Genomic DNA, 24,701 nt, shown 5'->3' on the forward strand with positions numbered 1-24,701 from the left:
GATACTCCTCTATTTTACCGCCTCCAGTGCCAATATCATCATGACTTCATCATCCAATGTTTCCCTCTCCTACCGCGACGCGGGCGTCGACATCGATGCGGGCGACGCTTTAGTCGAGGCTATCAAGCCGTTTGCCAAGCGTACGACCCGCGAAGGCGTGCTGGGCGGCATCGGCGGTTTCGGCGCGTTGTTTGAAATCAGCAAGAAATTCAAGGAGCCCGTGCTGGTGTCCGGCACCGACGGCGTCGGCACCAAGCTGAAACTGGCTTTCCTCCTGAACAAGCATGACACCGTCGGCATCGACCTGGTTGCAATGAGCGTCAACGACATCCTGGTGCAAGGCGCCGAGCCGCTGTTCTTCCTGGATTACTTTGCCTGCGGCAAGCTTGACGTGGCCAGCGCCACCGATGTCATCAAAGGCATCGCCAAGGGTTGCGAACAAGCCGGCTGTGCGCTGATCGGCGGCGAAACCGCTGAAATGCCGAGCATGTATCCGGATGGCGAATACGACCTGGCCGGCTTCGCCGTCGGCGCGGTTGAAAAGTCCAAACTGATCGACGGCACCAAGATCATCCCGGGCGACGTCGTGCTGGGCCTGGCCTCGTCGGGCGCGCATTCCAACGGTTATTCGCTGGTGCGCAAGATCCTGGAAGTCGCCAAGCCTGATCTGAACGCCGATTTCCACGGCCGCAAGCTGGCCGACGTGCTGCTCGAACCGACCCGCATCTACGTCAAGCCGCTGCTGGCCTTGATGGAATCGATGGAAGTCAAGGGCATGGTCCACATCACCGGCGGCGGCCTGGTTGAAAACATCCCGCGCGTCCTGCAGGACAACCTGACTGCCGTGCTGGACAGCAAAGCCTGGACCATGCCGCCGCTGTTCACCTGGCTGCAGCAGCACGGCGGCGTGGCTGACGCCGAAATGCACCGTGTCTTCAACTGCGGCATCGGCATGACCGTGATCGTGTCGAAAGAAAACGCCGCCGCCGCCGAAGCGCAACTGAAGGCAGCCGGCGAGACCGTGTTCCGCATCGGCGAAATCCGCGCCCGCGCCGAAGGCGAAGCGCAGACGATCGTCGAGTAAGTCTCGCAATATTGCCGCCCGGTTGACGCCGGGCAATAAAAAACGGCTGCAAGCAATTGCAGCCGTTTTTGTTTGGCCGATCCGGACGCGCGATCAGTTCGGTTGCTGCGCCGCATCCGCCTCGCCGTCGCCGGCCAGCGTCTGGCGGGTGACCGGCGGGACATCGCGGGCCACTGCTTCGGGCGGTTGCACGCGCACCGGCTGGCTGTGGTCGACGGAGGACGACAACACGTTGAGCGTCGCTTCAGGGGCTGCGTCCCAGACCGGATCGTCAATCGCCTCGAACACGCGTTTCAATTGCGAGCCCCAGCTGCGGCGGATCATCTGGAAATACTGGTTGTGCTCGTCGATGGTGACGAAGCGCGTCACCGCCAGATCATTGCTGTTGTAGACCAGCAAGTCCAGCGGCAGGCCGACCGAGATGTTCGACTTCAGCGTCGAATCCATCGAGATCAGCGCACACTTGGCAGCCTCGTCGAGCGAGGTCTGCGGCGTGACGACGCGGTCGATGATCGGTTTGCCGTACTTGGCTTCGCCGATCTGGAAATAGGTATTCTCGTCGTGCGATTCAATGAAGTTACCGGCCGAATACATCTGGAACAGGCGGCAGCGCTCGCCCTTGATCTGGCCGCCGAAGATGATGCTGACATTGAAGTCGATGCCGAACTTGGCCAGTTCTTCCGCATCGCGCTGGTGCACGGTGCGGATGGCGTCGCCGAGAATCTTTGCGGCTTCGTACATCGAGGTCGCGGTCCAGATGGTGTGGCCTTCGGCGTTGGTCTTCTCGGACACGATCTGGCGGATCGATTGCGAAATGGAAAGATTTCCTGCCGTCATCATCACCATGACACGTTCGCCCGGGTTCTCGTAGACGTTCATCTTGCGGAACGTGCCGATATGATCGACGCCCGCATTGGTCCTCGAGTCGGATAAAAAGACCAGGCCTTCGTCCAGGCGCATGGCGACGCAATAAGTCATGATGTGAGCTAAAAATGTAAAAGCCGGATTTTACAGGAAGCCCCGCCGGCACTGAGTGCGGGCGGGGCCCAAATGTCGTGGACCTGACACATTATCGGCAAATTCCAGACAATTCTTAACCGTCAGGTTGGCAATTAATAAATTTTTTACGATTTACGCTGCCAAAGGAACAAGAAAATCCTTGCTGATACGATTGCCCAGCTCAAAGATGCGCTCCAGAAACACCGTCAGGTAATCGTGCAGGCCGGCGTCGAAGACTTCTTCAATGCGGCTGAACTTGAGGTCGGCGTCCAGTTTGCCGGCAAAGCGTTCGGTATCGGCCGAGACATCGTTGCGGACGTGTTTCAGATTGCTCAGCACGTGGTCCATGCAGGCGGCCAGCGAACGCGGCATGTCGGCGCGCAGGATCAGCAGTTCGGCAACACGTTCCGGGGTGATGACGTCGCGATAGACCTTGCGGTAAATCTCGAAGCCCGACACCGAGCGCAGGATCGCGGCCCAGTAATAAAAATCGATCTGACTGTCCTGAGCCTTGATGTTCGTGCTCAGCAGGCTTTGCTGCTGGCTTTGACCCGGCTTGACGGTTTCCTTGGCGCCGTGGAACTTGACGTCGATGATGCGTGCGGTGTTGTCGGCGCGTTCGAGGAAGGTGCCGAGGCGGATGAAGTGAAAGGCTTCGTCCTTGAGCATGGTGCCGATGGTGACGCCGCGCGACAGATGGGAGCGATGCTTGACCCATTCAAAGAAGTCGCTCGGATTCTGTTCCAGCGCATTGGTCTGCAGGTAGCCCTGCATCTTGATCCAGGTGGCGTTCTGGATTTCCCATGCTTCGGTGGTCAACGCGCCGCGCACTGCGCGGGCGTTCTCGCGCGCCTGCTTGAGGCAAGAGGCGATCGACGACGAATTGCTGGGGTCGCGCACCATGAAGTCGATGACATCCTTTTGCGTCAGCGCATCGTACTTCTTGTTATAGCCATACTGCAGCTCGGAAATGCCGAGCAGCGCGCGCCAGCCTTGCTCGGCGTCGTCGGTTGATTGCGGCAGCAGGGCGGTCTGCACGTGCACGTCAAGCATGCGGGCGGTATTTTCGGCGCGTTCGGTGTAACGCGCCATCCAGAACAGGTGGTCAGCGGTGCGGCTCAACATGATTTATTTCTCCAGAATCCAGGTGTCCTTGGTGCCGCCGCCTTGCGACGAATTCACCACCAGCGAGCCTTCCTTGAGCGCCACGCGCGTGAGGCCGCCCTTGACCATCGAGACGGTCTTGCCGGACAACACGAAGGGTCGCAGATCGAGATGGCGCGGCGCGATGCCGGCATCGACATAGGTCGGGCAGACGGACAGCGCCAGCGTCGGCTGGGCGATGTAGCCATCGGGTTTGGCGATCACGCGCTGGCGGAAATCCTCGATCTCCTGCCTGGTCGACGCCGGGCCGACCAGCATGCCGTAGCCGCCGGCGCCGTGCACTTCCTTGACCACCAGTTTTTCGAGATTGGCCAGCGTGTAGGAAAGGTCTTCCTTCTTGCGGCACTGGTAGGTCGGGACGTTGTTGAGGATGGGTTCCTCGGACAGGTAAAACTTGATCATGTCCGGCACGTACGGATAGATCGATTTGTCGTCGGCGACGCCGGTGCCGATGGCGTTGGTCAGCGTGACCTTGCCGGCGCGATAGGCCGACAGCAGGCCCGGCACGCCCAGCGAGGAATCGGCGCGGAACGCCAGCGGATCGAGGTAGTCGTCGTCGATGCGGCGATAGATCACGTCGACGCGTTTCGGTCCGCGCGTGGTGCGCATGTAGACGGTGTCGTCCTTGACGAACAAGTCTTGCCCCTCGACCAGTTCGACGCCCATTTGCTGCGCCAGGAAAGCGTGTTCGAAATACGCCGAGTTGTACATGCCCGGCGTCATCACGACCACGGTCGGATCGACCACGCCGACCGGCGCGACCGAACGCAGATTGTCGAGCAGCATGTCGGGATAGTGATCGACCGGCGCGATCTTGTGGCGCGTGAACAGTTCGGGGAACAGCCGCATCATCATCTTGCGGTTTTCCAGCATGTAGGACACGCCGGACGGCACGCGCAGGTTGTCTTCCAGCACATAAAATTCACCCTCGCCGGCGCGCACGATATCGACGCCGGCGATGTGGGCATAGATGTCGGAGGCAACGTCGACGTCCTGCATTTCGGGACGGTATTGCGCGTTCTTCAGAACCTGCTCGGCCGGAATGACGCCGGCCTTGATGATTTTCTGGCCGTGATAAATGTCGTGGATGAACATGTTGAGCGCTTTGACGCGCTGCACCAGGCCCGCTTCCAGCTTGGCCCATTCGGCGGCATGAATGATGCGCGGAATGATGTCGAAGGGGATCAGCCGCTCCGTGCCTGCATCGTTGCCGTAGACCGCGAAGGTGATGCCGACGCGGCGAAAAATCAGATCGGACTCTGCGCGTTTCCGGACGATCGTCTCAGCAGTTTGGGAAGACAGCCACGCCGCGAATTCATCGTAATGCTTGCGGACGGAAACGGTGCCATCGGAGTACATCTCATCGAAAAAATTTGCCATAAATTTGCTTCGTTTTCTGGTGCTGATGCGGAGGAGTTTTAGCTTGAGACTTTAGCTTGAGACTTCAGCTTGAGCTGGGCGGATATTATTTGTTCATTTGGCGTGCCGGCATCCTCATCGCTGGTGAAGGTAGGTACAGACTATCACGCCATTTCTGTTTTTGGACAGCGAAAATTGCATGCGCGTCCGGTCCTGAATTGCGCCAGCGATGGCGGGTCCCACTTGATGCATGGTTTGCTGAGGCGGCTGGAAAATGATGTAACCCTCCTGGTTCAGGCCCACGGCGTCGGTGCCGGAACGGCAGCCGGCGCGGGCATGTCGATGGTGGTGAAATCGGCCGGGCTGACGATTTCAAGATACTCCATGTCCGGTGAATAATCGAACAGGAAGTGCACGATGCCCGGCCGCTGGTGAACGCAATCGCCGGTCTTCACCAGCGTTACCTGATCTTCGTACATGAAGCGCGCCCAGCCCTTGAGCATGATGACGATATGGAAATTCGCTTCGTGCCGGTGCCAACCGGTGCCGGCCTCCGGCGCCATGTTGGCCTTGACCAGCTGGGCCACGACCTGGCCGCCGGTGGCCGCGGCGATGCCGAGGTCGCGGTACAGAAAGAAGTCGCGCAGGCCGCCCGGTTCGTATTGCGTGTCGCCTTCGCTGACGTGGGAGAACACATTCAGGGCGGCCGGCTTTGTTTCGGCTATCGTATCCATGACACTGATCCTTTCTGCGGCGAGCCGCATGATTGGCTGATGAAATACCTTGGCTTGCGTCTCCTGATCCACTCTTCTTTTCTTAGAATTCCACGTCCAGTTCGTCGATATCTTCCGGCTCCTTCTGCGCGGCGGCAATCCATTCCTTCATTTCCGGCATCGCCATGATGCGCTTGCTGTAGGCGGCGCAGATCGGTTCCAGCTTGACGTCATAGGTGATGAAGCGGGTGATCACCGGTGCATACATGGCGTCGGCCATGGTGCGCTCGCCGAACAGATAAGGCCCGCCGTAAGTTGCCAGGCATTCCTTCCAGATGGTGGTGATGCGCTGGATGTCGGCCTGCGCGCGCGACCAGACTTTGAAATTGGGGAAGTGCGCCTTGAGGTTCATCGGCAGCGCCGAGCGCAGGGCGCTGAAGCCGGAATGCATCTCGCCGCAGATCGCGCGGCAATGCGCGCGCGCCGCCTGGTCGTCGGGCAGCAGTTTGGCGGCCGGGCGGATTTCGTTGAGGTATTCGGCGATCGCCAGCGTATCCCAGACAAAGATCTCGCCATGTTTCAGGCTCGGCACCAGGATCGATGAGGACAGCAACAGGATTTCTGCGCGCGCCTCGGGATCGTCCGGCGACACGATGTCTTCCTGAAACGGCAACCCGGCAAATTTTGCGAGCAGCCAGCCACGCATGGACCAGGAAGAGTAGTTCTTGCTGGTGATGCGCAAAGTCGTTTTAGGCATGTCAGTCCTTTATGTGTATGGGTGCTCTTGACTTTGGCGCGTCAATCTTTGACGCGCGGTTTGCGTGGACGCGTCCGTACGGGCAGACCGCCATTTCCCGGCCTGCATATGTTGCGAGTCTTCTACTTGCAAAGGGCGTGCCAGCGACGCTGCGGATGCGATGCGGGGTTCATGTGCAGCCGACGGTCAATGGCATGCATATTGCATCGAAGGAGATACTGGTGAAACCGAGGGAGTGGGTTGTATATGACAAATATTTACCAGGCCTACCAGCAATACGCCGACGCCACCGATCCGCTGCGCGCTTCGGCCCGGGCGGCAGCGCCGTTCCTGGGGCACTCCTGGCCGGGTTTGCCGTCCAGCCCCATGCTGCGCAAAATGGCCGCAGCCTACGAAGTATTTGCACGCACGCAATTGACGCATGTGCGTCCTCCTTTCGATATCGACAGCGTTCAGGACGGCGGGCGCACCGTTGCGGTGCGTGAGGAAGTCATTGACCGCACACCGTTTTGCACGCTCCTGCGTTTCCGCAAGGAAACTGCGGCCGAACAACCGGCGGTGTTGCTGGTGGCGCCGATGTCGGGCCACTTTGCGACGCTGCTGCGCGGCACCGTCAAAACCCTGCTGCGCGACCACGACGTCTACATCACCGACTGGCACAATGCGCGCGACATTGCGCTGGAACACGGCCGCTTCGGTCTCGACGAATACGTCGGTCACCTGATTCGCTTCCTGCAAGTGATCGGCCCCGGTGCGCATCTCGTCGCGGTGTGCCAGCCGACTGTGGCAGCCATCACCGCCGCTGCCGTGATGGCCGAGGCCGAGGACCCGGCCCAGCCCCGCACCATGACGCTGATGGCCGGGCCGCTCGACACGCGCGTCAATCCGACCACGGTCAACGAGCTTGCCAAGAGCAAGCCGATCGAATGGTTCGAGAAGAATCTGGTCAGCACCGTGCCGGCGCGCCACCCGGGCGGCGGCCGCAAAGTCTATCCGGGCTTCATGCAACTGGCCGCGTTCATGAACATGAACCTCAATCGCCACGTCGATGCCTTCCGCAACCTCTACACGTATTTGATCGAGGAAGAGCACGACAAAGCCGAAGCGATCAAGGTGTTCTACGAAGAATACTTCGCGATGTCGGATCTGCCGGCGGAGTTTTACCTGGAAACGGTGCGGGTGGTGTTTCAGGAACACGCCCTGCCGCTGGGTTTGCTGCAATTCCAGGGGCGTCCGGTCAACCTCAAGGCGATCCGGCGTACCGCACTGTTCACCGTGGAAGGCGAGAAGGACGACATCTGCGCCGTTGGCCAGACTGTCGCTGCACAGGATATGTGCAGCAGCATCCGTCCGTACATGCGCCTGCACCATGTGCAGACGGCGGTGGGCCATTATGGCGTCTTCAACGGGCGCCGCTGGGAAAATGAAATCTATCCACGCCTGAGGGATTTCATTAATATGCACCACAGGTGAACGTTTCCCGGCCTGGTGCAACCCTGGCAGCAATAGGACATCACAGCAGTCCATCACAGCAGTCCATCAGCTCAACTTGTTTGTAGTAAAGGATCTTCATGTCAATTCATGTGGCGCTGAACCATGTCACGTCTTATCGTTACGACCGTGCTATCAACCTGGGGCCTCAAATCGTGCGCCTGCGTCCGGCGCCGCATTGCCGTACGCGGATCCTGAGCTATTCGCTGCGCATCCTTCCCGAACCGCATTACATCAACTGGCAGCAGGACCCGCAGGCCAACTACATGGCGCGGCTGGTGTTTCCCGAGAAGACCGAAGAATTCCGCATCGAGGTCGACCTGGTGGCCGAAATGTCGGTCATCAATCCTTTCGATTTTTTCCTTGAACCGTATGCCGAACAGATTCCGTTCAAGTACGCCGAGGAGCTGCTCAATGAGTTGTCGCCGTATCGCAAGACGCTGCCGTTAAGCTCCGATATGCCGCGCTTCCAGAAATTCCTCGACGGCATTTCACGCGAGAAGATGAACAGCGCCGACTTCCTGGTCGCGCTCAACCAGAAGCTGGCCGACGCCGTCGCCTACACCATCCGCATGGAGCCGGGCGTGCAGACGCCGGAAGAAACGCTCGAGATCGGTTCCGGTTCCTGCCGCGATTCGTCCTGGCTGCTGGTGCAGCTGCTGCGCCATCTGGGCCTGGCGTCGCGCTTCGTCTCCGGCTACCTGATCCAGCTCACGGCCGACCAGAAATCGCTCGACGGCCCGTCCGGACCGGAAGCCGATTTCACCGACCTGCACGCCTGGTGCGAAGTCTATCTGCCGGGCGCCGGCTGGGTTGGCCTCGATCCGACCTCGGGCCTGTTCGCCGGCGAAGGCCACATCCCGCTATCGTGCACGCCCGAACCATCCTCGGCGGCGCCGGTCAGCGGCATGGTCGATCCCTGCGAAGTGGAGTTCGAACATTCGATGAGCGTGTCGCGCTTCTGGGAAGCGCCGCGCGTCACCAAGCCGTACACCGAAGCGCAATGGAGCGAGATCGAAGAACTCGGCCACGCCATCGACGACGACCTCGACGCGCTCGACGTGCGCCTGACCATGGGCGGCGAGCCGACCTTCGTGTCGCTCGATTATCCCGATGAACCTGAATGGGCCACCGCCGCACTGGGCGCCACCAAGAAGCCGCTGGCGGCCGACCTGTACCATCGCATGCGCGAAAAATACGCCGTGCAGGGCCTGCCGCATTTCGGCCAGGGCAAGTGGTATCCGGGAGAACAATTACCGCGCTGGGCGCTCAACTGCTACTGGCGCCGCGACGGCCAGCCGATCTGGCACAACCGCGATCTGATCGGCGACGAAACCACGCCGAACGTCAAGGACGACGACATCCCGGAGCGCTTCCTCAAGGGCGTGGCCGCGCGTCTGGCGCTCGACGGCAAGCATATCTTCCCGGCCTATGAGGACGTGTTTTATTACATGTGGCGCGAGCGCCGCCTGCCGGGCAACGTCGATCCTTTCGATTCCAAGCTGGACGACAAGCAGGAGCGCGCACGTCTCATGCGGGTCTTTTCGCAAGGACTCGACAAGGTTGCCGGCCACGTCTTGCCGGTGGCGCGCCGTCCTGACGACCTCGGCTGGCAAAGCGGCGACTGGTTTCTGCGCAGCGAGCGCTGCTACCTGTATCCGGGCGATTCGCCGCTGGGCTATCGTCTGCCGCTGGATTCGCAGCCGTGGGTCAAGTCGACCGACTATCCCTACGTGCATGCAGCCGATCCGACGCAGCAGTTCGCTCCGTTGACGCCGGCGAGCGATGTGCGTCTCAAATTCATCCAGCGGCCCGCGCTCACCGGCGCGACGTCGGTGGCGTTCCAGCCGAATCACTTCGGCACGCGTCGCGGCAGTCCGGTGACAGGACCGGGCAAGGGCGCGCCAGGACCGGCAGGCGGCGCGCCGGCGCTATTCCAGTCGGCCGACTGGATCACGCGCACCGCGTTGTGCGCCGAAGTGCGCAACGGCGTGCTGTACCTGTTCATGCCGCCGCTGGCCGAGCTCGAAAATTATCTCGAACTGGTCGCCGCCATCGAAGCCACCGCCGAGGAACTCGGCCAGCCGGTGCTGATGGAAGGCTATGAGCCGCCCAACGATCCGCGCGTGCGCAAGTTCAGCGTCACGCCGGACCCCGGCGTGATCGAAGTCAACATCCAGCCGGCCTACAACTGGCGCGAGCTGGTCGACCAGACCACGCACCTCTACGAAGCCGGCCGCGAATCGCGCCTGACCACCGAGAAGTTCATGCTCGACGGCCATCATTCCGGCACCGGCGGCGGCAACCACATGGTGATGGGCGGCGCCACCACGGCTGATTCGCCGTTCCTGCGCCGGCCCGATCTGCTGCGCAGCCTGATCAGCTACTGGCACAACCATCCGTCGCTGTCCTATCTGTTCTCGGGCATGTTCATCGGCCCGACTTCGCAGGCGCCGCGCATCGATGAAGCGCGCAACGATTCCACCGTGGAAATCGAACTGGCCTTCGCCGAAATGGAAAAGCAGATCGCCCAGGGCGGCTGCGCGCCGTGGCTGGTCGACCGCCTGCTGCGCAACTTGCTGATCGACGTCACAGGCAACACGCACCGCGCCGAGTTCTGCATCGACAAGCTGTATTCGCCGGACAGCTCCACCGGTCGCCTCGGCCTGCTGGAACTGCGCGCCTTTGAAATGCCGCCGCATGCGCGCATGAGCCTGACCCAGCAGTTGCTGCTGCGCGCGCTGGTGGCGCGTTTCTGGAAGACGCCGTACAAGCCGCAACGCCTGGTGCGCTGGGGAACCGAGTTGCACGATCGTTTCCTGTTGCCGCACTTCATCTGGCAGGATTTCAACGACATCATGGACGACATGCAGGAAGCCGGTTATCCGATGCAGGCCGAGTGGTTCGCGCCGCATTTCGAATTCCGCTTCCCCAAGATCGGCGACTTGGCGGTCAAGGGCATGCAACTCGAATTGCGCACTGCGCTGGAACCATGGCACGTCCTCGGCGAAGAAGGCAGCTCGACCGGCACCGCGCGCTATGTCGATTCGTCGGTGGAACGGCTGGAGGTCAAGGTCAGCGGCATGGCCAAGGACCGCTATGTGCTGACCTGCAACGGCGTTGCCGTGCCGCTGCAACCGACCGGCGTGGTCGGCGAATTCGTCACCGGCGTGCGTTACCGCGCCTGGCAGCCGCCGTCGGCGCTGCATCCGACCATCGGCATCGATTCGCCGCTAACCTTCGACCTGGTCGATACCTGGAATGGCCGCAGCCTGGGCGGATGTCAATATCACGTGGTGCATCCGGGTGGACGCGGCTACGAGACCTTCCCGGTGAATGCCTTCGAAGCCGAGAGCCGGCGTCTGACGCGTTATCTGCGTCTCAACCACACGCCGGGAAAGATGGAAGTAAGCGCTGCGCGACCATCAATCGAGTTCCCATTTACGTTAGACTTGCGACATTACTAATTAATAACGCACGCAGTTCTGCCGTTGCCGCAGATCATCGCCAGCCTGGGTGATTGCAGCAACGGCGCCCTCGAAAATCTATGTATCAGCGCCTCCTGCAAAGCTATACCGCCGACGCCGATCGTTACGATGAGATGCTGGCTGCCGACGGTCGCTTGCGACCGCACTGGCGCACGCTGATCGATCAGCTGGAAAATCTTTCGCCCGAGATGATGCGCCGCCGCGCCGACGAAGTGCGCGACGCCATCGCCTCCGACGGCATGACCTACAACGTCTATGCCGATCCGCAAGGCGTCAGCCGTCCATGGGAGCTGGACCTGCTGCCGCAGATCGTCGCCGCCGACGAATGGCGGCAGCTCTCGTCCGCCGTGGCCCAGCGTGCGCGTTTGCTCAACGCCGTGCTCGATGATCTCTACGGCGAACAACACCTGCTGGCCGAAGGCTTGTTGCCGCCGGCGCTGGTGTTCGGCCAGCACGGCTATCTGTGGCCATGCCGCGACGTGCGTCCGCCGGGCGGCGTGCACCTGCATCTGTACGCCATCGACCTGGCGCGCTCGGCCGACGGCAACTGGTGGGTGATTGCCGACCGTACGCAAGGACCTTCAGGCACCGGCTACGCCTTGCAGAACCGCCAGATCATGACGCGTGCCTTGCCCGAAGCGATGCGCGACATGCACGTGCAGCCGCTGCTGAATTATTTCCACGCGCTGCATCAATGCCTGACGCGGCTCGCACCCAAGAGCAGCGAACCGCCGATGGTGGTGCTGCTGACGCCGGGGCCGTACAACGAAACCTATTCCGAACACGCTTTCCTGGCGCATACGCTGGGCTTCCCGCTGGTCGAGGGTGTCGACCTCACGGTGCGCGGCGACATGGTCTACCTGAAGACCCTGACCGGCCTGCGTCGCGTGCACGCGATCATGCGCCGCCTCGATGACGATTATTGCGACCCGCTTGAATTGCGTTCGGATTCCGCGCTCGGCATTCCGGGCCTGACGCAGGCTGCGCGCTCCGGCAACGTGCTGATCGCCAACGCACTCGGCAGCGGCGTGCTGGAGTCGACCGCGCTGCACGGCTTCCTGCCCGCGATCAGCCAACGCCTGCTGGGCGAAGAACTGGCATTGCCGGCGGTGGCGTCGTGGTGGTGCGGCGAAAAACCGGCGCTGGAATACACGCTGGCGCATCTGGAAGAGCTGGTGATCATGCCGGCTTTCCCATCAATGCGCATGCAGCCGGTGTTCGGCCATACGCTCAATGCCGCCGCGCGCCGTCGCTTGGTCGAAAGCCTGCAGTTGCAGCCGCACGCCTACGTCGCGCAGGAGTGGGTGCGGCTGTCGCAGGCGCCGGTGCTGTCGCGCAGCGGCGAGTATCACCTGACCAACCGTACCGTCAGCCTGCGCGTGTTTGCTGCCGCCGACGGCGAGGGCGGCTATCACGTGATGCCGGGCGGCCTCACGCGCGTGGCGCCACGCCAGCGCCGCGACGTCGTCTCGATGCAGCAGGGCGGCACCAGCAAGGATGTCTGGGTGCTGAGCGAAAAGACCGACACGGAGGATGCCGCCGGCGTCGCCACCGCCATGGCCGCCGCAGAAACCAGCGTCGCGGTCGGTCCCGGCGCAATGACCGATCCGGTGTCGCGCACGTCGGAACTGATCCGCACTACCGTCGACGTGTCTTCGCATGCCGGTGAAAACCTGTTCTGGATGGGCCGCTACGCCGAGCGCACCGACAATCTCGCACGCCTGTTGCGCACCACCTTGCAATGCACGATCGAGCCGCAATCCGACAATCGCGTGATCCTGCGCAGCGTCAGCGAAATCGGTATCCGCCTCGGCATCCTGATGCCGAAATCGGAACAGGCGCATCCCACCATCACCGCCCTGCAGCAAAGCCTGCAAGCGGCGATCTCGGATCCCAGCGCCGCGGTCAGCATCTCCACGCACCTGCGCCATTTGCATCATTCGGGCTACCAGGTGCGCGAGCATCTGTCGCTGGACAACTGGCATGCGCTCAATCGCATGCCGCCGATGGTGCAGGAAAAAATCAATTCGCCGACCGCCATGCTGCACGTCCTCAACAACGTCATCCAGGGTTGCTCGGGCCTGGCCGGCCATGCGCTGGACGACATGACGCGCGATGAAGGCTGGCAGTTCCTGATGATCGGTCGCCACATCGAACGCATGGTGCACCTGGCGGCCTTGTTCGACCAGTTCATGCAACTCGAGCCGGCGCGCCAGAACGCGGCGCTGACCTGGCTGCTGGAATCGTCGAGCAGCATCGTCACCTATCGCGTGCGTTACCGGCGTACGCCGGAATGGCTGCAGGTGCTGCACCTGCTGGTGTTCGACGTCAGCAATCCGCACAGCATCGCCTACCAGTTCCGCATGCTGCAGCATTACCTGACCGACATCGCGCAGCAGCTCGGCATCCTCAGCATGAATATCCCGGCGCACCTGAGCGAGCAGCTCAACAGTTTTGCGCTGCCCGATTTCGCGCGCGACGCGGCCACCTCGGAAGCTGCCGGCGAACGCCTGATCCAGCTCATGCGCGAAGCGCGCAGCGCCGGCTTCTCCTTGACCGACGATCTGTCGCGGCATTTCTTCACGCCGCTCAGCGCGCCGGTCAGCCAGGGAGTATGACGATGAACGACGCTACCTATCACATCGTCCACGAGACCAATTACCAATATGCGGCGCCGGTGCGGCTGTCGCATCAGGTGTTGCGCCTGACGCCGCGCTCGCTGCCGTGGCAGACCTGCACCTCCCATTTCATCAACATCCTGCCGGGTCCGACCAACCTGATCAACCTGTATACCGATAGCTTCGGCAACGCGCTGCAGTCGTTCTCGCTGGACCAGGATCACGCCAGCCTCGACGTCTATGCCGAGTCGTGGGTGGAGATTTCGTCGCGCCTGTTGCCGACCGTAACGCCGCCCTGGGAGCAGGTCGCCGAGACGCTGTCGTATCACGCCGGGCGCAGCCTGCCGGACGACAGGCTGGACGCGTCGCGCTTCCTGTTCGAGTCTTCGCACGTCAGGATCAAGCGTGAATTCGCGCGCTACGCCGCCGAATGCTTCACGCCCGGATTGCCTTTGCTGCACGGCGTCGAGGCGCTAATGAAACGCATCTTCAATGAATTCACCTTCGACCCGGAGGCGACCACGGTATCGACGCCGGTGACCGACGTCTTCGTCAGCAAGCGCGGCGTGTGCCAGGACTATGCGCACTTCATGCTGTCCTGCCTGCGTTCGCTGGGTTTGTCGGCGCGCTACGTCAGCGGCTATCTGCTGACGCAGCCGCCGCCGGGCCAGCCGCGCCTGATCGGCGCCGATGCATCGCATGCATGGGTATCGGTATATTGCCCGGGCCGGGACGGCCAGCCGGGCTGCTGGATCGACGCCGATCCGACCAACGGCATCTTCCCGGACATCAGCCACATCACGCTGGGATGGGGCCGTGACTTCCTCGACATCTCGCCTTTGCGCGGCGTGCTGATCGGCGGCGGCCAGCAGACCATGCAGGTGGCCGTCACGGTGATGCCGTCGCAGGAAGTGCCGGGTTTGCCGTTCGCGCGCTGACGAATTTCGACGACTACGGCGTGCGGATGTGATCGATCAGCGCAATGGTTCGTTCATCGGGCGGCGGCGTCAGCAAACTGACGATCACCAATGCGGCGATGCCGACCGGCACGCCGAACAGCCCGGCCGAGATCGGCGCAATGTGGAACCACTGGTTCGCAGCATTGCCGCCGAAGGCCGGATGCGTGGTCAGCATGTAGTACACGCACATCACGAAGCCGGCGACGATGCCGGCGATGGCGCCGGGCTGGTTGGCGCGCTTCCAGAAAATCCCGAACACCAGCGCCGGGAACAGCGTCGACGCCGCCAGTGAAAACGCCACCCCCACCATCGACAGGATGTCGCCCGGTTTGAGCGACGCCGCATAGGCGGCCAGCAAGGCCACCACCAGCAACAGCAACTTGGAAATCGTCACGCGCTTCTGCGTCGAGGCGGCCGGATCGATCACCTTGTAATACACGTCGTGCGACAGCGCATTGGAAATGGTCAGCAGCAGGCCGTCGGCAGTCGACAGCGCCGCCGCCAGACCGCCCGCCGCCACCAGTCCCGAAATGAAATAAGGCAGGCCGGCGATCTCCGGCGTGGCCAGCACGATGATGTCGCCGTCGAGTGCAATCTCGCCGAGCTGCACCACGTTGTCGTGGTTGAGGTCAGTGATGCTGACCAGCGGATTGACCTTGTCGATGTTGGCCCAGTAGTAGACCCAATCCGGCAAGTGCGCATAGTTGCTGCCGACCAGCGAGGTATAGATGTCGTACTTCACCAGGATCGCCAGCGCCGGCACCGTGATGTAGATCAGCATGATGAAGAACAGCGTCCAGAACACCGACTTGCGCGCCTCGTGCACCGACGGCGTGGTGTAGTAGCGCATCAGGATGTGCGGCAGCGCGGCGGTGCCGACCATCAGGCAAAACACCAGCGCCAGGAAGTTGTTGCGCTTGATGTTGGCCGCTCCTTCGTCCTTGCCGGGGAAGGGCTCGGTCTGCGACACCGGCGGTTGCGCGCGTGCGATGTTGTAGGCCTTGGCGTCGGTCCATTTGCGCTCGGCGTCCTCGGCGCTCTTTGGGTAGGCCGTCAGCGCGCGACTGGCGCTCTTGATCTCGGCCAGCGAGGCATGACTGTTGCGTTTGACCTCCTCGATGTGATGCTGGGCGTCGATGCGTCCTTCTTCCCAAGAACGCGGCAGGCTGCGCAGCTTCTTTTCATAGTCGTCGGCGTGCGCCTGGAAGATCGCGCTGACTTCCTTTTCCTTGGGATCGTCGGCGATGCGTTTCTCGGCCGCATTCAGTTTCGGCAGCACCGAACCGTAGGCCACCTGCGGCACCGGCACGCTGGTGTGCTTGGCCGATAGCCAGATCACCGGGATCAGGTAGGCGAACAGGATGATGATGTATTGCGCCACCTGGGTCCAGGTGATCGCGCGCATGCCGCCAAGGAAGGAGCACACCAGGATGCTGGCCAGCCCGAGGAAGATGCCGATCGAAAAGTCGATCCCCGTGAAGCGCGAGGTGATCAGGCCGACGCCATAGATCTGCGCCACCACGTAGGTGAACGAAATGATGATGGTGGCGATCACCGCGAGGATGCGCACCAGGTTGCCGCTGTAGCGTCCGGGATAACGTTCGGCCAGGAAATCGGGAATGGTGTACTGGCCGAACTTGCGCAGGTAGGGCGCGATCAGCAACGCCACCAGGCAATAGCCGCCGGTCCAGCCCATGATGTAGGCGAGGCCGTCGAAGCCTTGCAGATAGAGGCCGCCGGCCAGGCTGATGAAGGTCGCCGCCGAGATCCAGTCGGCCGCCGTCGCCATGCCGTTGAACAGCGCCGGCACACGTCGTCCGGCGACGTAATATTCAGGCACGTCGGAGGTGCGGCTGACCACGCCGATGCCGGCGTACAGCGCGATGGTCACGAACATGAACAGGTAGCCGATCCAGGCGCGCGGCATGCCTTCGTGTTCCAGCACCGCCAATACCAGCAGGAACAGGATGAAGCCGACCGTGTACCACGAGTAGTAGCGCGTCAGCCGCCAGAAAAAACTCTTGTCACTCTCCATGCGTGTGCTCGCCGGTTTGTTGTAGTTGTCGTTCCGCACGGCCCATCCGGGTCGTGTAGACCACCACGATCGCCAGGTAGACCAGCATGATGCCTTGCGCCGCCATGTAAAACGACAGCGGCCAGCCGAACAGATTGACGCGATCCAGCTCGCGCGCGAAGAACACGGCGCCGAAGGTGACCACGAACCACAGTCCCAGCAGCGTCATGGTCAGGCGACGCGTCTTGTCCCAGAAATTGGATGCAGTCTTGTTTTCCATATCAGCCGATGTCGTCCATGTAGGTCTGGCGCGGCGTCATGCGCAGCGTCACGCGGAACAGGCAGCCCGGCGCTTTCGGGTCAGTGCTGCGTGGGTTGTTGGAGATGTCGACCGTGGCCTCATGCTGCTGCGCGATTTCGCGCACGATGGCCAGGCCCAGGCCGCTGCCGGCGGTATGGGTGCCGAGGATGCGGTAAAAGCGTTCGAATACGTGGCCGCGTTCGGTCGGCGCAATGCCGGGACCGGTATCTTCCACTTCCAGGAATGCCTGCCCGGTTTCTTCATCGGCGCGTGCGCGCACGGTCACGCTGCCGAGCGCCGGCGTGTAATGCAAGGCATTGTCGAGCAGGTTGCTGAGCAACTCGCGCAGCATGATCGGATTGCCCGAAATCATGATGGGATGACCAGGCTGTTCGAAGCCGAGATCGATGCGCTGCGTAAAGGACATCGGCACCCAGTCCTGCACGACGTTACGCGCCAGTTCAGACAATTCGATCGGTTCGAACGGTGCGGTCGCCGGCGTCTGGTTTTCGGCGCGCGCCAGCGACAGCAATTGATTGACCAGGCGCGTGGCCGATTCCGAACTCTTGGCCAGTTGTTCCAGCGAGCGATGGATATCGGCCTGGTCGGTCTGGCGCAGGGCAAGCTCGGATTGCATGCGCATGCCGGCCAATGGCGTTTTCATCTGGTGCGCGGCGTCGGCGATGAAGCGTTTTTGCAGCGCGATGGTTTGCGACAGCCGCGCCAGCATGTCGTTGAGCGAGCGCACCAGCGGCGAGATTTCTTCCGGCACCTGGCCCGAGTCGATCGGGCTGAGGTCGTCGGGACGGCGTGCCCGAATGCGCTGCTGCAACTCCGACAGCGGCGACAAGCCGCGCGACAAGGCAAACCAGACCAGCGCCAGCGCCACCGGCAGGATCACGAACTGCGGCAGGATCACGCCCTTGATGATTTCGTTGGCGAGCTGGGCGCGTTTTTCCAGAGTTTCACCGACCTGCACCGTGGCCAGACGCGGCTCTTTTGATGACGCGGCGCGCTGTTCCGACGTGCGGCGCAGATCGACTTGGGTGTAAGCAATGCGCACGTCATTGCCGTGCAGGATGTCATTGCGAAATTGCACCGAACCGATGGTCTTGTCTTCGTCGAGCGGCGGCTGCGGCATGTCGCGATCGCCTTCGACGAATTCCCCGCGCGGGCCGGTGATCTGGAAATAGATGTTGTCGATGTCGTCGGCGCGCAGCAGGTCGCGCGCCGAGACCGGCAGCCGCGCCACGGTCTTGCCGTTGACTTCGGAGACTTGCTGGGCCAGCACGGTGACGCTGTCCTCCAGCGCGCGGTCGAACGGCTGGTTGGCGATCGATTGCGCGATCAGGTAGGTGATCGCGATGCTCATCGGCCACAGCAGCAGCAGCGGCGCCAGCATCCAGTCGAGGATTTCGCCGAACAGCGAACGCTGGATGCGCTCTTCCGGCTGCGTGGCGATGACGGCGCGGCGCTTGCCTTTGGCTGGGGGCGTTGCTTGAGGATCGATCGGTCGGGCGTCAGGCATGGGCTCAGGCCTGCGCGACGCAGGATGGAAACGCGGCGTGCTCAGGCGTTGCTGGCAACGCCGGCGCTCGCGATGGACTCGGGCAGTTTTTCCAGGCAATAGCCGAGGCCGCGCACGGTGGCGATGCGGATGCCGCCGACTTCGATTTTCTTGCGCAGGCGGTGGACATAGACTTCGATCGCATTATTGCTGACTTCCTCGCCCCATTCGCATAGATGATCCACCAGCTGTTCCTTGGAAACCAGCCGCCCGGTACGCTGCAATAATACTTCGAGCAGTCCCAGTTCGCGTGCGGAAAGATCAAGCATTTGTTCGCCGATGTAGGCGATGCGGCCGACCTGGTCATAACTGAGCGAGCCGTGCCGGATGACGGTCGGACCGCCGCCGGCGCCGCGGCGGGTCAGGGCGCGCACGCGCGCTTCCAGTTCGGACAGGGCAAACGGCTTGGCCATGTAATCGTCGGCGCCCAGATCGAGGCCCTGCACGCGCTGCTCGACCGAGTCGGCGGCGGTGAGGATCAATACCGGCAAGCGGGAATTGCGCGCGCGCAGGCGGCGCAGTACTTCCAGGCCGGACATCTTGGGCAGGCCGAGGTCGAGGATCAGCAAATCGAAATCCTGGGTCGACAGCGCGGAGTCGGCCTCGACGCCGTTCTTGACGCAATCGGCGGCATAGCCTGAATGGCGCAGCGAGCGCGTCAAACCATCGGCCAGAACACTGTCATCTTCTGCAAGCAGGATACGCATGGTGGTAATCCGCGCAGGTGGCGGCCATTGTCTCGAGTTATTTTAGGAATTTTTGCAATATTTTTCTGCATATTCTACTAAATCGAAGCCTATTGCAATGCATAATCAGGCTTGTTCTTGCGTTCGCGCAAACTAGCTTATTTTTCTGTAAGCCCTTGATAAATCAGCTTAACGCCCGCACTTGGGGCTACTGTTGGTATAATTTTCGAGTTGATTGTCCTAAAATTGCGATGAAGCGTCTTTTTGCCATTTTGCTGATCTGTTTGCTGCCTGTGCAAGTCTTTGCAGGGATGCTCACGTACAAGACCGCCATCGACTCGGTGGCGCTTGAGCAGCAAGTGCAGCAACAGGAGCAATTGCGCCAGGCATTGGAGCTCGCCGCTGCTGCCGGCAACGATGTTGGTGCCGACGATGCCGCCGCCGACAAGGCTGCGCAGGAGCAGGCGCTGGCCGACGCCACCGATGGCGACGACGATTTGTCGTATGCCGACACCGAAGATTTTTCCAGCCATGCCGGCGTGGGCGACGAAACCGTGCTCAATCCGGCCCTGGCCTTTGTTTCCGACTCGGCTACATTAGCGCCTGCGCTTCGCAGCGACGATGCGCGCCAACCGCCTTTCCTCCCTCTCGCCGGCCGTCCGCCGCGCGTTTAAGTCTCCTTTTGCCGTTCGCGGCATGCACCGGTTTTTCGTCCTTTGTGTGGCGATAGCTGATTGCGCGCGTCTTGTGTTGTCTTGCGTTGCAACCCCGCCATCTGCTGCATCCGACCCGAACCGGCGCCGGCACCGACGCCAACCCGTTTCCATTGCAGTTTCCATTGTTTCACGGCCGATGCGACCGCCTTCGCATCACATTCCATCTCAGGAGATAGCATGAAAAAAGTATTTGTCGCGCTGATAGTGGCTGCGATGACCCTCGCGATCGGCGTCACCAGCGTTGAGGCCAAGCGCCTCGGCGGCGGCGGTTCGATCGGCAAGCAGTCGTCGGGCGCCAGCCGCCAGGCGCAGAGCCCCATGCAGCAGAACCAGGCCGCGGCGGCCAAGCCGGCTGCGCCAGCCGCAGCCCCTGCAGCAGCGGCGCCGAAGCCTAGCCCGTGGAAGGGCATCCTCGGCGGCGCCTTGCTGGGTCTCGGCCTCGGCGCATTGTTGTCGCACTTCGGCCTTGGCGGCGCCATGGCCAGCATGATCAGCACCATTCTGATGGTCGCCTTGCTGGCTTTCGCCGCCATGTTCATCTACCGCATGTTCCGCCGCAAATCGGAAGCCGGCAGCAACAGCAATGAGCGTCCGGCCTACGCCGCCAATCAGGGCGACTTCAGCAACCAGACGCCGGCCATCGGCTCGCAACTGGAAGCCGGACAACCGAAGGCGCTGCAAGGCAACACCTTCGGCAGCGGCGCTGCTGCCGTCGGCGGCGTCGGTGGCGCGGCGTTTGAGCCATCGTCCTACGGCGTTCCTGCGGACTTCGATACGGTCGGTTTTGTGCGTAATGCCAAGACTTACTTTATCCGTCTGCAAGCGGCCTGGGACAAGGGCGATGCCAATGACATCCGCGAATTCACGACACCGGAAATGTTCGGCGAACTGAAGATGCAATTGACCGAGCGCGGCGCCTCGGCCAACCACACCGACGTGGTGTCGCTGGATGCGGACATGCTGGGCGTCGAGACGGTCGGCAACGACTATCTGGCAAGCGTGAAATTCTTCGGCTTCATCAAGGAAGACCAGAACGCTTCGCCGACCCAGTTCAACGAAATCTGGAACCTGTCCAAGCCTGTCACCGGCAACGGCGGCTGGGTATTGGCCGGTATTCAGCAACTGTCCTGATCGATGTTTCGATCTGACTGGAAAGCCGCTCTTCGGAGCGGCTTTTTTTTGTCCCACGATGTCAGCGTCAACGCCGATGTCCTCAACTCCTACGCCCGCTTGCGCGCTTGTCCTATGTCGCTGTCCCGGTAGCCGTCGCATGATGATCGTTTAGTCCGACCATGCCAAAGGAGAACACCATGCAACGACAAGCTTCCGCCGTCTGGAACGGCAGCCTGAGAGACGGCAAGGGCGCGCTGACCACCGAGAGCAAGACGCTGGACGCGACGCAGTATTCATTTTCCACGCGCTTTGAAAACGGTGTCGGCACCAATCCCGAAGAACTGATCGCCGCCGCCCATGCGGGTTGTTTTTCGATGGATTTGTCCAGCCGCCTCGGCAAGGCCGGACTCACCGTCGAACGCATCGACACCAACGCCACGCTGACGTTGGAAAAAGTGGAAGACGGCTTTTCCATCACCGCCATCGTGCTGGATGTAAAGGCGAAACTGCAGAATCCGGATCAGGCCAAGTTCGACGAAGCAGTCGATGCGGCGAAGAAGGGCTGTCCGGTGTCGAAGGTGTTGAAGGCCGACATCAGCGTGCGCGCCAGCCTCGTTTAAGCGTTTATCCCGACCTGCGTGACGGACTTACGCCGGCTTCCAGATCGCTACTTCGGTGGCGTCGACCTTCTTCGGCAGCAGGCCTGCGGCGAAGAAGGCATCGGCGATGCGCTGCTGTTCACCGAGCGCATTTACCACCACCGCACGCACGTCGTAGCTGCGGCGGCTATTCGCCAGTTCAATTGTCGGCGCGTCCAGGCCCCAGATCGGCGCCAGGAAAGCGGCCGCTTCCTTCGGATTCCGGCGCACCCACAATCCCGTTTTTTTCAATTCATCGAATACGATCGCCAGCACGTCGGGATGCGCTTCGGCGAACGGCGTAGAGGCCAGGTAATAGCGCTGGTAGTCGGCAACATTGCGACCGTCTGACAAGATGCGCACTTGCGTCTGCTTCTGCACGCCCGCGAGGAACGGATCCCAGGTCACCCAGGCGTCCACGCTGCCGCGTTCGAATGCGGCGCGGCCGTCGGCCGGGGTCAGGTAGGCGGCATCGATGTCGCTGAATTTCAGACCGGCTTTTTCCAGTGTCGCGATCAACAGGTAATGCACGCCGGCCGCCTTGGTCACGGCGATTTTTTTGCGCTTGAGATCGGCCACGGTCCTGATCGGCGAGTCGGCGCGCACGATGATCGCTTGCGCCGATGGCGACGGCGCTTCCTGCGCCACGTAGGTCAGTTTTGCGCCGGCTGCCTGGGCGAATACCGGCACGGTATCGGCAACGTCGGCGCTGAGGTCGACACCGCCGACATTGAGCGCTTCCAGCAGCGGCAGGCCGCTGGAGAATTCATGCCAGCTGATCTTGACATTGAGCGGCGCCAGCAGTTTTTCGAGCGTGCCGTTGGTCTTGAGCACGGTCAGCAGCGTCGAGGATTTTTGATAGCCGATGCGCGCCTGCACCGGCTTGCCGGTTTGTGCGAAGGCGGGCAGGGCGACGCTGCCGGCAGCAGCGGCGGAAGTCATTGTGGCGATGGCCTGGAGCAGGCGGCGGCGTTGCAATTGAGTTGTCATGATAGAGAAAATCAAGGTCGAAAAATGGTCAGTCGGGTCGCGAAGCCAGCACGTCGCGCCAACGCAATTTGCGCGTCTCGATATGCTTGAGCAGGCTGTCGGAAAGTTTTCCCAGCGTGGCCAGGATGATGATGGCGGCCAGCACGATGTCGGGACGGCTGCTTTCGCGGCCGTCGGACAACAGGTAGCCGACGCCCTTGGTGGCGGCGATCAGTTCGGCCGCGACCAGGAACATCCAGGACAGGCTGAGGCCGGTACGCAATCCCGTGAACAGGTTCGGCAAGGCGGCCGGCAACAGGATGCGGCGAATCAGGTCGCGTGATGAAAGACCATGGATTTTGCCGACTTCGAGCAGTTTGCGATCGACGTTGTGAATGCCGGCCACCAGGTTGATGTAGACCGGGAAGAAAGCGCCGATGGCGATCAACACAATCTTGGGCGTCTCGTCGATGCCCAGCCACAGCAGCAGCAAGGGAATCCAGGCCAGGCTGGGAATCGCGCGCAGCGCTTGGAACGACGGTTCCAGCAGCGACTCGGCGCGGCGATGCATGCCGACCAATACGCCGAAGGCGACCGCCAGCAGCGCGCCGATCGAGAAGCCGGCGGCCACGCGCGCCACGCTGACGGCGATGTGGGCGAACAGGTCGCGCTTGGCCAGCGCGTAGATGGTCTGCGCAATCTCGCTCGGCGGCGGCAGCAGCCGTGAAGGGATCAGATCTAACGCCGAGCCGATTTCCAAGGCGCCCAGAAAAGCCACGGGCAGCAGGGCTCCCCAAGGCCAGTTGAAGGACTTGCGTCTGGCGTTGCGTTGTTGCGCGACGTCCTCAATGCGGTCATCGCCCTGATGCGCGAAGTCTGCCTGATGTGCTTGCAGCGACAGCAGCGAGTGCGACTCTTTCATGGCCTCATGCCTGGCGGATCAGGCCTTGCGAGTACGCAGGATCGATCAGCGCGGTGATGGTTCTGGAGAGATCCGTTCCGCTCCTGACCAGTTCCTCGTCGAGCAGGATAGGCGCGGCGGCGCGCAGCGCATCGATGTGTTCCTTGCCGATTTGCGGATTGGAAAAATCGTTGCGTTTGAGTTGCAGCTGCGCCACCGGCAGCGACAGCTTGGCTTCTTCGGCGATCAGTTTGGCGGTCTCGTCGGGGTTCTTGATGATCCACAGGCGTGCGCGTTCGTAAGCGCGGATCACGCGCTTGACCTCGTCCGGATATTTGGCGGCGAAGCTATCGCTGACGTTGAGGAACCCGTAGGTATTGAAATTGACGTTGCGATAGATCAGCTTGGAACCGGCTTCCAGTTCACTGGCCGCCAGATGCGGATCGAGTCCGGCCCAGGCGTCGACGCGTTTCTGTTCCAGCGCGACGCGGCCGTCGGGATGTTGCAGGTGGAGGATTTCTACGTCGCTCTTGGCCAGGCCGTTTTCATGCAGCGCGCGCAGCAGGAACAGGTAGGGATCGGTGCCTTTGGTGGCGGCGATTTTCTTGCCCTTGAGTTCCTTCACCGATTTGATGGTGGAATCTTTTTGCACCGCCAGCGCGGTCCACTCCGGGCGCGAAAACACATACACGGCCTTGGCCGGATTGCCGTTGGCGCGTGCCAGCAGGGCGGCCAGGCCGGCAGTGCTGCCGAAGTCGACGCTATCGCTGTTGAGGTATTCGAGCGCGCGATTGCTGCCCTGGCTCAGCACCCATTTGACCGAGCCGCCGGAGGACTTCAGGTCTTCTTCCAGCCAGCCGAATTTCTTCAGCACCAGGCTGGGTGGCGAATACGTCGCGTAGTCGAGGCGGATGGTCTTGGGCGCGTCGGCGGCGCGGCCGGTCAGCGGCAGGCCCAAAGCGGCGGAGCCGAAGGTTGCTGCACTGGCAGTGCTCAACTGGAGGAAGTGGCGGCGTTGCATGATGTCCTTTTCTTGTTCGAGTCTGTCAGGCTGCATCGTGTACGTGTAGACGAGGCCGGCCTGTCCCTGTCGGGATGACTTTACGGACGAAGTCCGGGGAAAAGAACGATTTTTTTCGCGCTTGCTTATGCGCTCAACGCATG

20 protein-coding genes are annotated in these 24,701 nt (G+C 61.8%); 8 read left to right on the plus strand and 12 right to left on the minus strand.

The genetic code is table 11. The features are described 5' to 3' along the window. The first annotated feature begins 40 nt into the window (after positions 1 to 40). Positions 41 to 1,084 (plus strand): phosphoribosylformylglycinamidine cyclo-ligase, encoded by a 1,044-nt coding sequence (purM, locus tag DXT88_RS05245; protein WP_029362983.1) that lies wholly within the window; start codon positions 41 to 43, stop codon positions 1,082 to 1,084. A 93-nt stretch (positions 1,085 to 1,177) separates the two neighbouring features. Here the strand turns inward: purM and DXT88_RS05250 are convergent, their stop codons facing one another. The 5 genes from DXT88_RS05250 to DXT88_RS05270 form a co-directional block, all read right to left on the minus strand. Continuing rightward, complete coding sequence (locus DXT88_RS05250; protein ID WP_029362982.1) at positions 1,178 to 2,062, minus strand: peptidase; 885 nt, start codon at positions 2,060 to 2,062, stop codon at positions 1,178 to 1,180. Positions 2,063 to 2,215: 153 nt separating this feature from the next. Beyond that, on the minus strand, positions 2,216 to 3,208 hold the full coding sequence (locus DXT88_RS05255) for an alpha-E domain-containing protein (protein ID WP_265211887.1): 993 nt from the start codon (positions 3,206 to 3,208) through the stop codon (positions 2,216 to 2,218). A gap of 3 nt (positions 3,209 to 3,211) precedes the next feature. After that, positions 3,212 to 4,627 (minus strand): circularly permuted type 2 ATP-grasp protein, encoded by a 1,416-nt coding sequence (locus tag DXT88_RS05260; RefSeq protein ID WP_016832230.1) that lies wholly within the window; start codon positions 4,625 to 4,627, stop codon positions 3,212 to 3,214. 272 nt (positions 4,628 to 4,899) lie between these two features. Continuing rightward, a complete protein-coding gene (locus tag DXT88_RS05265; RefSeq protein ID WP_265211888.1) occupies positions 4,900 to 5,340 on the minus strand; it encodes a cupin domain-containing protein in 441 nt (146 codons plus the stop codon). A gap of 82 nt (positions 5,341 to 5,422) precedes the next feature. After that, positions 5,423 to 6,076: a glutathione S-transferase family protein gene (locus DXT88_RS05270; RefSeq protein ID WP_265211889.1), complete on the minus strand. Its 654-nt coding sequence runs from the start codon at positions 6,074 to 6,076 to the stop codon at positions 5,423 to 5,425. Positions 6,077 to 6,322: 246 nt separating this feature from the next. On the opposite strand from DXT88_RS05270, the gene DXT88_RS05275 reads away from it, so the two are divergent. From DXT88_RS05275 to DXT88_RS05290, 4 genes are all read left to right on the plus strand, one after another. Beyond that, positions 6,323 to 7,549 carry a polyhydroxyalkanoate depolymerase gene (locus DXT88_RS05275; RefSeq protein ID WP_265211890.1) on the plus strand — a complete coding sequence of 409 codons (1,227 nt, stop codon included), beginning with the start codon at positions 6,323 to 6,325 and terminating at the stop codon, positions 7,547 to 7,549. Between the two features lie 98 nt (positions 7,550 to 7,647). After that, positions 7,648 to 11,034 carry a transglutaminase family protein gene (locus tag DXT88_RS05280; protein WP_265211891.1) on the plus strand — a complete coding sequence of 1,129 codons (3,387 nt, stop codon included), beginning with the start codon at positions 7,648 to 7,650 and terminating at the stop codon, positions 11,032 to 11,034. An 80-nt stretch (positions 11,035 to 11,114) separates the two neighbouring features. After that, positions 11,115 to 13,673, plus strand: a complete 2,559-nt coding sequence (locus tag DXT88_RS05285) for a circularly permuted type 2 ATP-grasp protein (RefSeq protein WP_265211892.1) — start codon at positions 11,115 to 11,117, stop codon at positions 13,671 to 13,673. After that, complete coding sequence (locus tag DXT88_RS05290; protein WP_265211893.1) at positions 13,670 to 14,611, plus strand: transglutaminase family protein; 942 nt, start codon at positions 13,670 to 13,672, stop codon at positions 14,609 to 14,611. The genes DXT88_RS05285 and DXT88_RS05290 overlap by 4 nt, the downstream gene beginning before the upstream one ends. 13 nt (positions 14,612 to 14,624) lie before the next feature. Here DXT88_RS05290 and DXT88_RS05295 read toward each other — a convergent pair whose 3' ends face one another. Genes DXT88_RS05295 through DXT88_RS05310 form a run of 4 tightly spaced genes read right to left on the minus strand, consistent with a single transcriptional unit; the run spans position 14,625 to position 19,221 of the window. Beyond that, a complete protein-coding gene (locus DXT88_RS05295; protein ID WP_016832223.1) occupies positions 14,625 to 16,667 on the minus strand; it encodes a sodium:solute symporter family protein in 2,043 nt (680 codons plus the stop codon). Next, positions 16,657 to 16,926: a DUF4212 domain-containing protein gene (locus tag DXT88_RS05300; RefSeq protein WP_016832222.1), complete on the minus strand. Its 270-nt coding sequence runs from the start codon at positions 16,924 to 16,926 to the stop codon at positions 16,657 to 16,659. The genes DXT88_RS05295 and DXT88_RS05300 overlap by 11 nt, the downstream gene beginning before the upstream one ends. Position 16,927: 1 nt before the next feature. Continuing rightward, the gene (locus DXT88_RS05305; RefSeq protein WP_265211894.1) at positions 16,928 to 18,475 is read right to left on the minus strand and encodes a sensor histidine kinase; all 1,548 of its coding nucleotides are present in this window, start codon (positions 18,473 to 18,475) and stop codon (positions 16,928 to 16,930) included. A gap of 41 nt (positions 18,476 to 18,516) precedes the next feature. Beyond that, positions 18,517 to 19,221, minus strand: coding sequence for a response regulator (locus DXT88_RS05310; protein ID WP_116434050.1), 705 nt, complete (start codon positions 19,219 to 19,221; stop codon positions 18,517 to 18,519). A gap of 230 nt (positions 19,222 to 19,451) precedes the next feature. Here DXT88_RS05310 and DXT88_RS05315 point away from each other — a divergent pair, with 230 nt between their 5' ends. The 3 genes from DXT88_RS05315 to DXT88_RS05325 all read left to right on the plus strand — a co-directional run bounded on the left by DXT88_RS05315 (position 19,452) and on the right by DXT88_RS05325 (position 21,649). Then, entirely contained in the window at positions 19,452 to 19,874 is a 423-nt protein-coding gene (locus DXT88_RS05315) for a hypothetical protein (protein ID WP_265211895.1), read from the plus strand. A gap of 219 nt (positions 19,875 to 20,093) precedes the next feature. Then, entirely contained in the window at positions 20,094 to 21,047 is a 954-nt protein-coding gene (locus DXT88_RS05320) for a Tim44 domain-containing protein (protein WP_265211896.1), read from the plus strand. A gap of 179 nt (positions 21,048 to 21,226) precedes the next feature. After that, a complete protein-coding gene (locus DXT88_RS05325; RefSeq protein ID WP_265211897.1) occupies positions 21,227 to 21,649 on the plus strand; it encodes an OsmC family protein in 423 nt (140 codons plus the stop codon). Positions 21,650 to 21,676: 27 nt separating this feature from the next. On the opposite strand, the gene DXT88_RS05330 is transcribed toward DXT88_RS05325, so the two are convergent. Genes DXT88_RS05330 through DXT88_RS05340 form a run of 3 tightly spaced genes read right to left on the minus strand, consistent with a single transcriptional unit; the run spans position 21,677 to position 24,558 of the window. Next, positions 21,677 to 22,657 carry an aliphatic sulfonate ABC transporter substrate-binding protein gene (locus DXT88_RS05330; protein WP_265211898.1) on the minus strand — a complete coding sequence of 327 codons (981 nt, stop codon included), beginning with the start codon at positions 22,655 to 22,657 and terminating at the stop codon, positions 21,677 to 21,679. A gap of 28 nt (positions 22,658 to 22,685) precedes the next feature. Further along, positions 22,686 to 23,558, minus strand: coding sequence for an ABC transporter permease (locus tag DXT88_RS05335; RefSeq protein WP_265211899.1), 873 nt, complete (start codon positions 23,556 to 23,558; stop codon positions 22,686 to 22,688). Positions 23,559 to 23,562: 4 nt separating this feature from the next. After that, positions 23,563 to 24,558, minus strand: a complete 996-nt coding sequence (locus tag DXT88_RS05340; RefSeq protein WP_265211900.1) for an aliphatic sulfonate ABC transporter substrate-binding protein — start codon at positions 24,556 to 24,558, stop codon at positions 23,563 to 23,565. Positions 24,559 to 24,701 lie beyond the last annotated feature (143 nt).

This window comes from Herbaspirillum lusitanum (assembly GCF_026127345.1).
Classification (GTDB): domain Bacteria; phylum Pseudomonadota; class Gammaproteobacteria; order Burkholderiales; family Burkholderiaceae_D; genus Herbaspirillum; species Herbaspirillum lusitanum.